Below are 9,010 nucleotides of genomic sequence, written 5' to 3' on the forward strand. Positions count from 1 at the left end.
ACCCACGGAATGCCCGCTGTTGCTGTTGCTTCGGCTATTGCCGTTGCCGTTGCATCTGCGGGTGCCGGGCGGCAGCCCGGCCCAAGCCCCCCACCCACGCAGGTAGAATGCACACATGGCTCTCTCCCTGCTCAAGTCCCTCAAGCCGGTCGCTGGCCGCGCCCTGCAGATCGCCCTGAACCGCGCGCTGGCGCTGGATCCGGATACCCGCCATGCACTGGCCAGCCTCGACGGCCGGCATATCGACCTGACCCTGGAAGCGCCGTCGCTGGCCATGCGCATCAGCGTCGACGGCGACCAGCTGCGGGTCGGCCCGGTGGATGCGCAGGAAGCCGACCTGGCCGTGCGCAGCAGCCTGGCCGGCGTGCTCGCGCAGCTGCCGCTGCTGGCCAACGCACGGCGCGGTGACAACAACGGCAAGGGCCGCGTGCGCGTGGCCGGCGATGCCGAACTGGCGCGCCGCCTGCAGCAGCTGGCCAAGGGCTTCGATCCCGACTGGCAGCAACCGTTCGTCAGCGTGTTCGGCGAGGTACTGGGCGTGCAGGTCGCCAATACCCTGCGCAGTGCCCTGCAGCACGCGCGCCAGGGCGCGGTCGACCTGGCCCACAGCGCCGCCGAGTTCCTCACCGAGGAATCGCGTGATGTAGTGCCGCGCGCTGAACTGGATGCCTTCCACGACGACGTGGACGTGCTGCGTGATGACGTCGAGCGGCTCGGTGCACGCGTGCAGCGCCTGCGGGGTGCCGCATGAAGGCGGTGCTGCGGGCAAGCCGCATCGGCCGGGTGATCCTGCGTTACCGTCTCGACGACCTGCTGCAGGGCACACCGGCCGAACGCTGGCTGCGCCTGGCCAAGCCGTTCGTGCCGCGCGCCTCGGCCGACATCGCCGCACAGTCGCGCGGTGCGCGCCTGCGCCTGGCGCTGCAGGATCTCGGCCCGATCTTCGTCAAGTTCGGCCAGATCCTGTCCACCCGCCGCGACCTGGTGCCGCCGGATGTGGCCAATGAGCTGACCCTGCTGCAGGACAGGGTCAAGCCGTTCGATGGCGAGACCGCGCGCCGCATCGTCGAGGAAGCACTTGGCCTGCCGGTCAGCGAGGCGTTCGCCAGCTTCGATACCGAACCGCTGGCCTCGGCTTCGATCGCGCAGGTGCATGCGGCCACGCTGGCCGATGGCCGCCAGGTCGTGGTCAAGGTGTTGCGCCCGGGCATCGAGAAGCAGATCGATGCCGACATCGCGTTGCTCAATTCGCTGGCCGCCCTGGTCGAGCGCACCCATCCGCGCGCCGACAAGATCCGTCCGCGCGAAGTGGTGGCCGAGGTCGAAAACACCCTGGCCGCCGAGCTGGACCTGCAGCGCGAAGGCGCCAATGCCAGCGTGCTGCGCCGCTTCTGGCAAAACTCCGACGACCTGTACGTGCCGGAAGTGATCTGGAGCCACACCGCCGAGCGCGCGCTGACCCTGGAGCGGGTGTGGGGCATTCCGTCCGATGACATCGCTGCACTGGACAAGGCCGGCATCGACCGCAAGGCGCTGGCCGCCAAGGGCGTGCGGGTGTTCTACACCCAGGTGTTCCGCGACAACTTCTTCCATGCCGATGCGCACGCCGGCAACATCTGGGTCGACACCGATCCGTCGCGTCGCGCCAACCCGCGCTTCATCGCGCTGGACTTCGGCATCATGGGTCAGCTGTCGCAGGAAGATCAGTACTACCTGGCCGAGAACTTCATGGCCATCTTCAACCGCGACTACCGCCGCATCGCTGAACTGCATGTGCAGGCGCGCTGGATGCCGGACAACGTGCGCATCGACGATCTGGAAGCGGCCGTGCGTTCGGTGTGCGAGCCGTACTTCACTCGCCCGCTGTCGCAGATCTCGCTGGCCGAAGTGCTGATGAAGCTGTTCCGCGTGGCCCAGCGTTACCAGCTGACCCTGCAGCCGCAGCTGATCCTGCTGCAGAAGACCCTGCTGAACATCGAAGGCGTCGGCCGCCAGCTCGATCCGCAGATCGACATCTGGGCGGTGGCCAAGCCGGTGCTGGCGAAGATCCTGCGCGAGCGTTACAGCCCGCGCCGGGTCGTGCGCGAGATCGGCAAGCGCCTGCCGGAAATCATGACCCACGCGCCGGACATGCCGCGCCTGGTGCACGCCTGGCTGACCCAGCAGGTGGAAGGCCGCCACGAACTGTCGATGCGTTCGCGCGACCTGGCCGCACTGGATGCCAGCGTGCAGCGCCTGCAGACGCGCGCGGTGGGTGCCATCACCGGTGTCGGCCTGCTGGCCATCGCCGCACTGATGTATGTGCTGCAGCCGCCGGGCTGGTACTGGGGCGATGTGCCGGCGTGGAGCTGGCTGTCCGGTGCGGTCGGCGCAGTGGCGCTGCTGCGCGCGTGGTGGAAGTAGGCCCCATGCTGCAGGCACTCAAGGAGAAACTGGCCCGCTTCGGCGCCGACAACGACGCCCGCGAAAGCGCGCGTGGCCGCCGCATGCTCAACATCACGCCGGAGACGGGGGAATTCCTGTCCGTGCTGGTCCGCTTCGGCGCTGCGCGCCGGGTGCTGGAGATCGGCACCTCCAACGGCTATTCGACGCTGTGGCTGGCCGAGGCTGCCGCCGCCATCGACGGCCACGTGACCACGCTGGAATACGCCGAGGACAAGGCGGCGATGGCGCGTGGCACCTTCGCGCGCAGCGGCCTGGCCGATCGCATCACGCTGGTCCACGACGATGCCGGGCCATGGCTGGCACAGGCCGCCGATGCCAGCATTGACCTGCTGTTCCTCGACTCGGACCGCGGGCAATACGCCGGCTGGTGGCCGCAGCTGCGCCGCGTGCTGCGCCCGGGGGGCCTGCTGGTGGTGGACAACGCCACCTCGCATGCGGAAGAGATGGAACCGCTGCGTGTGCTGCTGGACGCTGATCCGGACTTCAGCACCAGCCTGGTGCCGGTGGGCAATGGCGAGCTGTTGGCCGTACGCAGCGCCTGACCGCTCTACATCGGTAGGTGCCAACCTTGGTTGGCACGCTGTTGCCGGTCGCGCAGAGCAGCCGAGCATGGGCTCGGCTCTACAGTAAGCAGGCCCTTATAATCCCGCGGTGAGCACCGAACCCGATACCCTCGCCGCGGTCGAGACCGACACCGCGCCCCTGCAGCTGCTGCACCTGGATGAGCGCCTTGCCGTGGTCAACAAGCCTGCCGGGCTGATGGTCCACGACAGCAAGCTGGCCCGTGGCGAAGACGACTTCCTGGCCGACCGCCTGCGCGAGCAGCTGGGCCGACCGATCTTCCTCGTGCATCGCCTGGACCGGGCGACCAGCGGCTGCCTGCTGCTGGCGTTCGACCGCGAGACCGCCAGCGCGCTGGGCAAGGCGCTGATGGGCGGCGAAGTGCTGAAGGACTACCTGACCGTCTGCCGTGGCTGGCCGGCCGAACTCGCCTGGCAGGTCGACCATGATCTGGATGGCGGCCCGGGCAAGCCGGTGAAGAAGCCGGCGGTCACCGACTTCCAGCGCCTGGCCACCGGCGAGCTGTCGGTGCCGGTCGGTGAATTCACCAGCTCGCGTTACGCGCTGCTGCGCTGCCAGCCCCAGACCGGGCGCTTCCGGCAGATCCGCCGGCACCTGAAGCATCTTTCGCATCACATGATCGGCGACACCAGCCACGGTGATGGCCGCCACAACCGCATCTTCCGCATGCAGGGCGTGCACCGCATGCTGCTGCATGCCGAGCGCCTGCGCTTCCCGCATCCCGATGGTGGCATGGTGGATGTACGTGCGCCGCTGGACCGCGAGTTCCAGAAGGCGCTGGACCTGTTCGGCTGGCACCAGGACCTGTAGAGCCGAGCCCACGCTCGGCTGCGCTTCACGGCGCTGCGCGCCGCCGCCCGAGCATGGGCTCGGGCGCTACGGAAATCCCGGTCACTTCTTTTCCGGCTCGTTGACGATCGCTTCCAGGTCCTTCTGCAGGTCCGCGAACAGCGGCTGCATGCGCGCCTGGATGGCCACCATCACGTTCTGCATCAGGGCCGGGGTCTTGTCCAGCAGGCTCTGGCCGGCCGCGCTCTCGTAGAACTCGGCCATCGCCAGCACGTCTTCCTTGCTGAAGGTCTTCTTGTACAGGTCCACGTACATCGGCCGCAGCTGCTGCCACGACAGGGCCTGGCGCAGGGTCTGGCTGGTCCGCGCCTGGATCCGCTTCATCTGTTCCTGCTGCTGGGCATTGAGCTGGCGCTGTGCGGCCACCTGCTGGAACTGCTGCTGCTGCATCGCCTCGATCTGCGGCAGCATGGTGTCGATCATGCTCTGCGCCCGCGACGCGGACAGCAGGCGGTTGATGTCGCCATCGGTCGGTGGCGCGGCCAGGGCCGGAACGCTGGCTACGGCCAGCGCCAGCAGCAGGGCGGCGCGGCGCAGCAGGGGCGGCAGGGCGGGTACGAAGCGGGTCATGCGGGCTTCCTGCGGTACATGGGACGGCCAGCATACCCGCAGCCAAGGCGAAGGCGGCGTGTTCGGTACCTGATCGGCGGCATACGGTGCGCGATGCCGCACTCCGGCACGTGGCTGCCGCTACAATGCGCGGATGGGCAGTGGACCGGTCACCATCAGCGCGCAACTTGAAATCCCCGACGGCGAGATCGTCGAGCGGTTCGTGCGTGCCAGTGGTGCCGGTGGCCAGAACGTCAACAAGGTCTCCACCGCGGTGGAACTACGTTTCGACGTGGCCAACTCGCCCTCGTTGCCCGAACCGTTGCGCGCGCGCCTGCTGGCGCGGCGTGACCGGCGCATGACCGGCGAAGGCGTGCTGGTCATCGACGCGCAACGTTTCCGGACCCAGGATCGCAATCGCGAGGATGCGCGCGATCGGCTGGCGGCCTTCATCCAGGCCGGGCTGAGCGTGCCCAAACCGCGTAAGGCCACCAAGCCGACCCTCGGGTCGAAACTGCGTCGTCTGGACGCCAAACGCGGGCGCGCGCAGATCAAGCGCGGGCGCTCATCACGTGACTGGGAGTGATTGCTTGAACAACCCGACTTCGTTGCTGCCGGCCGTGCCGCCGCAGATGCCGCAGGTCAAACCCAACGCCTTCCTGCGCTGGCTGGCGCGCTGCACCCTGCGCATGGGCGGCTGGAAGGTGACCGGTACCCTGCCTGACATCCCCAGGCTGGTCTTCATCATCGCCCCGCATTCGTCCAACTGGGATGGCCTGTGGGGCATGGCGGCCAAGATCGCGCTGGGCATGAAGGTCAAGGTGCTGGGCAAGGCATCGCTGTTCTGGTGGCCGCTGGGCCCGCTGCTGCACAAGCTGGGCGTGATCCCGCTCGATCGCAGTTCGCCGCAGGGCACGGTGGGGCAGGCGGTGGACCTGCTGCGCAACAACGAGAAGATGTGGTTCGCGATCACGCCCGAGGGCACCCGCAAGGCGGTGAAGGACTGGAAGGCCGGCTTCCTGAAGATCGCCCGGATGGCCGACGTACCGATCCTGGCCGCGTATTTCCACTACCCGGAAAAGACCATCGGCATCGGCCCGCTGTTCACGCCCAGCGGCGATGACGCCGCCGACATGGCCGCCATCCGCGAGTTCTACCGGCCCTGGATCGGCAAGACCCGCGGTACGGTTTGAGCCTGCCACAGGCCGCCGCATAGACGCCACGTCCGGCACATGCCGGGCGAGCGCGACAGGAGTAGGGTGGAGGGCTGGTATCCCGTACCGTCTGCCCAAGGAGTGTTTTACATGTCGCGTACCGTAGTCCTGGCCGCCGCCATCAGCCTGGCGCTGGCGGCCTGTTCCGGCAAGGAGTCCACCCCCGTGTCCGATGCCCAGAAAGCCCCGGCCCAGCAGCCAGCCGAAGCCTCCACCAATCCGCTGCTGAGCGCCAGCACGCTGCCGTTCCAGGCGCCGCAGTTCGACAAGATCAAGGACAGCGACTACCTGCCGGCGTTCGAGGAAGGCATGCGCCAGCACCTGGCCGACGTGCGCAAGATCGCCGACAGCAGCGAACCGGCCACCTTCGACAACACCATCGTGGCGATGGAGCGCAGCGGCGAGACCCTGAACCGCGTGTCGCGCATCTTCTTCGGCCTGGTCCAGGCCGATACCAACGATGCACGCCAGAAGATCCAGGAAGAAGTGGCGCCGAAGCTGGCCGCGCACCAGGACGAGATCAATCTCGATCCGAAGCTGTTCGCGCGCGTGAAGTCGCTGTACGACCAGCGTGACACGCTGGAACTGGATCCGGTGCAGAAGCGCCTGGTCGAGCATTACTACGACGGCCTGGTGCGCGCTGGCGCGCAGCTGTCCGACGCCGACAAGGCGAGCCTGCGCAAGCTCAACGTGGAAGAAACCACCCTTTCCACCCAGTTCCACACCCGCCTGGTGGCCGCCACCGCCGCAGCGGCCGTCGTGGTCGACGACAAGGCCAAGCTGGCTGGCCTGGACGAGAATGCGATCAACAACGCTGCCAACGCCGCCAAGGAGCGCAAGCTGGATGGCAAGTTCCTGCTGCCGTTGCAGAACACCACCCAGCAGCCGGTGCTCGGCTCGCTGAGTGACCGCGACCAGCGCGCCGCCGTGCTGAAGGCTTCGGAAACCCGCGCCGAGCGCGGCGATGCCAACGATACCCGGCAGACCGTACAGCGCCTGGCCCAGCTGCGCGCGCAGAAGGCCAAGCTGCTCGGCTTTGACACCTTCGCCGACTACCAGCTGGGCGACCAGATGGCCAAGACCCCGGCCGCCGCGCTCAAGCTGCTGACCGACACCGTGCCGGCCGCCACCGCCAAGGCCCGCGCCGAAGCCGGCGAGATCCAGAAGGTGATCGACGCGCAGAAGGGTGGGTTCCAGGTCGCCGCCTCGGATTGGGACTTCTATGCCGAGCAGGTGCGCAAGGCCAAGTACGATCTGGACGAGTCGCAGATCAAGCCGTACTTCGAACTGGACAACGTGCTGCAGAACGGCGTCTTCTACGCCGCCACCCAGCTGTACGGCATCACCTTCAAGCCGCGCACCGACATTCCGACCTACAACCCGGACATGAAGGTGTACGAAGTGTTCGACAAGGACGGCACCTCGCTGGCCCTGTTCTACACCGACTACTTCAAGCGTGACAGCAAGTCCGGTGGCGCCTGGATGGACGTGTTCGTCGAACAGGATGGCCTGACCGGTGCCAAGCCGGTGGTCTACAACGTCTGCAACTTCACCAAGCCGGCCGCCGGCCAGCCTGCGCTGATCAGCTTCGACGACGTCACCACCATGTTCCATGAGTTCGGCCACGCACTGCATGGCATGTTCTCGAACGTGAAGTACCCGTCGATCGCCGGTACGGCCACCTCGCGTGATTTCGTCGAGTTCCCGTCGCAGTTCAACGAACACTGGGCGCTGGACCCGAAGGTGTTCGCCAACTACGCCAAGCACTACAAGACCGGCGAAGCGATGCCGCAGGAACTGGTCGACAAGATCCTCAAGGCACGCAGCTTCAACCAGGGCTACGCGACCACCGAGTACCTGTCGGCCGCACTGCTGGACCTGGCCTGGCACACGCAGAAGGCCGACGCGCCGCTGCAGGATGTCGGCGCCTTTGAAGCCAGCGCGCTGAAGAAGTTCAAGGTCGACCTGCCGCAGGTGCCGCCGCGTTACCGCACCACCTACTTCGACCACATCTGGGGTGGTGGTTACTCGGCTGGCTACTACGCCTACTTCTGGGCGGAAGTGCTCGACCATGACGCCTACCAGTGGTTCACCGAACACGGTGGCCTGACCGCGGCCAACGGCCAGGAATTCCGCGACAAGATCCTCTCGCGCGGCAACAGCGTGGAGCTGTCGACCCTGTACCGCGATTTCCGCGGCAAGGACCCGTCGGTGGAACCGCTGCTGAAGTTCCGCGGGCTGAAATAAGAAACAGAAAACGGCGGGGGAAACCCCGCCGTTTTTCTTTGTGTAGAGCCGAGCCCATGCTCGGCTGATGTTTCCTGGAAAGGCAGCCGAGCATGGGCTCGGCTCTACAAAGGCGGAAAAGCCAGTCGAGCATGGCTCGACGCTACACAAGCGCTTTACGTCCCCACATGCACCCGGTTCGCCTGCTCGGCCAGCCCCAGGTAATCCAGCGCGATATCCAGCGCCAGCACATAGCTCTGCGCGCCATACCCGGCGGCGATGCCCAGGCGCTGGCCGACACCGGCCGGCAGGCACGGCTCGGCCACCGCGCCGTCGTCATGCACTTCCACGTAGGCGTTGTGCAGGTAGGGCAGCAGCCGCTGCAGGCGCAGGCTGTTGGCACACGCACCCGGGTCAAGCAGCGTCACCTCGCCACGGCTGTGGTCGGCCACGCGCAGGGCATCCAGCAGTTCCTGTTCCGAGCCGCAGGCGCGGATCGCCACGCTGGTGCCGGCGTCGATCGCGCGATGCACCAGTGACTTCAGTACCGGCGCCGGCAGTGGCATCGCCGTGCGGATCAATGCACCGGCGGCTTCCGGGCCACGGATGATGAAGATCGACATGGCTCAGCCCTCCTGCGCCAGGCGGCGGCCAACGATGGCCAGCGACAAGGGATAACCGGCCTGCTGGCTGCGCTGGTCCACCACCACTGCTGCGGGGCCATGCTGCAGGCGCAGGCGTGCCTCGAGGCCGGGTTCGCTGGGCGCCTGCAGCTCGATGTACTGCGCCGGCAGCCGTTCCAGCGCCGCCTGCAGCGCGCCACCTTCGGCCTGCCATTGCGCCTCGTCGGCGGCACCAACATCCAGCAGTACCCAGTCGGCCGAGCGCGCCTGCGGCTGGCACAGGCACTGGCGTACCTCGGACAGGCTGGCGCAGTCGCTGCACAGCACGCGATGGCCGCTCAACTGCGCCGGCAGCTGCGGGCGCGGCGCCGACGGAGACGCGTGGCGGATCACCAGGAGGGTCATACAACACCTTGCGGAATGCGCCCTGTGGCGCGGTGGGCACACGATGCGCGTGCTGCCCGTAAAGGTGCGATGCCCGCGGCCGGGCCGGGGCGTAAAACCTGCGTAACCCGTTTTGTA

10 protein-coding genes are annotated in these 9,010 nt (G+C 67.3%); 7 read left to right on the forward strand and 3 right to left on the reverse strand.

The window, feature by feature from the left end; genetic code table 11:
• Positions 1-115: 115 nt before the first annotated feature.
• From N5J73_RS23280 to N5J73_RS23295, 4 genes are all read left to right on the forward strand, one after another.
• Positions 116-751, forward strand: coding sequence for an SCP2 sterol-binding domain-containing protein (locus N5J73_RS23280; protein WP_049447239.1), 636 nt, complete (start codon positions 116-118; stop codon positions 749-751).
• A complete protein-coding gene (gene ubiB / locus N5J73_RS23285; protein ID WP_049447241.1) occupies positions 748-2,403 on the forward strand; it encodes a ubiquinone biosynthesis regulatory protein kinase UbiB in 1,656 nt (551 codons plus the stop codon). Before N5J73_RS23280 ends, ubiB begins: the two co-directional genes overlap by 4 nt.
• 5 nt (positions 2,404-2,408) lie before the next feature.
• On the forward strand, positions 2,409-2,987 hold the full coding sequence (locus N5J73_RS23290) for an O-methyltransferase (RefSeq protein ID WP_049447243.1): 579 nt from the start codon (positions 2,409-2,411) through the stop codon (positions 2,985-2,987).
• A gap of 109 nt (positions 2,988-3,096) precedes the next feature.
• The gene (locus tag N5J73_RS23295; protein WP_049447245.1) at positions 3,097-3,837 is read left to right on the forward strand and encodes a pseudouridine synthase; all 741 of its coding nucleotides are present in this window, start codon (positions 3,097-3,099) and stop codon (positions 3,835-3,837) included.
• Positions 3,838-3,918: 81 nt separating this feature from the next.
• Here N5J73_RS23295 and N5J73_RS23300 read toward each other — a convergent pair whose 3' ends face one another.
• The gene (locus N5J73_RS23300) at positions 3,919-4,446 is read right to left on the reverse strand and encodes a DUF2059 domain-containing protein (protein ID WP_049447247.1); all 528 of its coding nucleotides are present in this window, start codon (positions 4,444-4,446) and stop codon (positions 3,919-3,921) included.
• Between the two features lie 133 nt (positions 4,447-4,579).
• Here N5J73_RS23300 and arfB point away from each other — a divergent pair, with 133 nt between their 5' ends.
• The 3 genes from arfB to dcp all read left to right on the forward strand — a co-directional run bounded on the left by arfB (position 4,580) and on the right by dcp (position 7,886).
• Entirely contained in the window at positions 4,580-5,011 is a 432-nt protein-coding gene (arfB, locus tag N5J73_RS23305; RefSeq protein WP_032130467.1) for an alternative ribosome rescue aminoacyl-tRNA hydrolase ArfB, read from the forward strand.
• A 4-nt stretch (positions 5,012-5,015) separates the two neighbouring features.
• A complete protein-coding gene (locus N5J73_RS23310; protein WP_049447249.1) occupies positions 5,016-5,618 on the forward strand; it encodes a lysophospholipid acyltransferase family protein in 603 nt (200 codons plus the stop codon).
• A 111-nt stretch (positions 5,619-5,729) separates the two neighbouring features.
• A complete protein-coding gene (gene dcp / locus N5J73_RS23315; protein ID WP_088480834.1) occupies positions 5,730-7,886 on the forward strand; it encodes a peptidyl-dipeptidase Dcp in 2,157 nt (718 codons plus the stop codon).
• A gap of 155 nt (positions 7,887-8,041) precedes the next feature.
• Here the strand turns inward: dcp and N5J73_RS23320 are convergent, their stop codons facing one another.
• The gene (locus N5J73_RS23320; RefSeq protein ID WP_049447252.1) at positions 8,042-8,488 is read right to left on the reverse strand and encodes a hypothetical protein; all 447 of its coding nucleotides are present in this window, start codon (positions 8,486-8,488) and stop codon (positions 8,042-8,044) included.
• A gap of 3 nt (positions 8,489-8,491) precedes the next feature.
• Positions 8,492-8,893: a hypothetical protein gene (locus tag N5J73_RS23325; protein WP_049410017.1), complete on the reverse strand. Its 402-nt coding sequence runs from the start codon at positions 8,891-8,893 to the stop codon at positions 8,492-8,494.
• Between the last annotated feature and the right edge of the window lie 117 nt (positions 8,894-9,010).

Origin of the sequence: Stenotrophomonas sp. GD03654 (assembly GCF_029845105.1) — a bacterium.
GTDB lineage: Bacteria > Pseudomonadota > Gammaproteobacteria > Xanthomonadales > Xanthomonadaceae > Stenotrophomonas > Stenotrophomonas africana.